This is a genomic window from Acinetobacter sp. YH16031 (assembly GCF_013417335.1).
Lineage (GTDB): Bacteria > Pseudomonadota > Gammaproteobacteria > Pseudomonadales > Moraxellaceae > Acinetobacter.
In genome coordinates this window covers 1-1,035 of the sequence record NZ_VPED01000198.1, presented here as the reverse complement: position 1 = coordinate 1,035, position 1,035 = coordinate 1, and the positions used below count along the sequence as shown (strand labels likewise).

Sequence of the window (1,035 nt, the reverse complement as noted above, 5' to 3'; positions counted from 1 at the left end):
CTGTGCTTTTTTCAAAGTTCCATCATGTGCTTCCAAAATTAATTTTGAAGTATGGCCTCGATCTGACTGAATCTGAGCGTAAGAAAAAATCGGACTACGGGGAACCAGTATGGAGTCTGGTCATCAATTATGATCCAGCCAAAAGTGAGGTATTCCAGTTTTGGTTATTTACCACAGGCTACAGAGAAGCGCGAAGAAGTAAGCTGACGCTAAAAGAAATACTCGCCAAAAATTCGAGCATGGTACAGAAGCAAAAGTTGAATAGTCTTTTGACAACCAAAAGAGAAAAACTGTTGCACTATGGGGATTATGTACTGGGACAATACATTGAGTTTAGTGATCTTAAGCCACAATTTTCTCGGGTTTATTATCATCCTGAACGCTTTGGCGTTATTTTTAATGTTCATGCCAAGCGTGTAAAAACTATTGATAGTAACCAAGATCTGGTTTATCGGGTGTTTAAGCCTTTTGATGCATCTGATGTCAGGCGTTTTTCCAGTATTCAACGTATTTTCGGCTTTGCTTTTTTAGAAAATGAACATACACGTTGGAATCAGGCATCCGTGAGTGCATTTTTACTGCAACGGTTTGGAATTAAATTTAACGATGACGTGAGCTATAACGAGCGGTTGAAAGAGCTAACTCGTGCATTACGCGGGGTTCGTAAAAAGCATTTGGAGTTTTTTCAACGATATTCTCAGAAGAAAATCCGTTTTACCTGGTATCTATCGCAAGAATTTATGCAGTCGGCAACGCGGGAGGTGAATAAAAAAATTGATTTAATTTCGACTGAACAGGCTGATCGTTTGAAAGAAGCCACTTTTAGATTGAGTTCTAAGGGAACTTTTCATGGTACACGTCATCAAATTGGCACGTTACAGGCTAAAATGAGATCGATATTAAATGCCCGAAATCCCGAGCAGAAGAAGCTGAATCAAATGTATTTTCCAAAAAACTTACACTATGTACGCTTCACTGCCAAGAAGGCTTGGAGTATGAAAGAGTTTGAAGTGGCTTGTCGAAATGCAGATCAGA

General features: G+C 39.2%; 1 protein-coding gene. It reads left to right on the top strand.

The genetic code is table 11. The annotated features are described in order from the left end of the window. Positions 1-2 precede the first annotated feature (2 nt). Positions 3-1,035 (top strand): hypothetical protein (locus tag FTV31_RS17125; protein ID WP_180015843.1); only part of this gene is annotated, 1,033 nt, incomplete at its 3' end.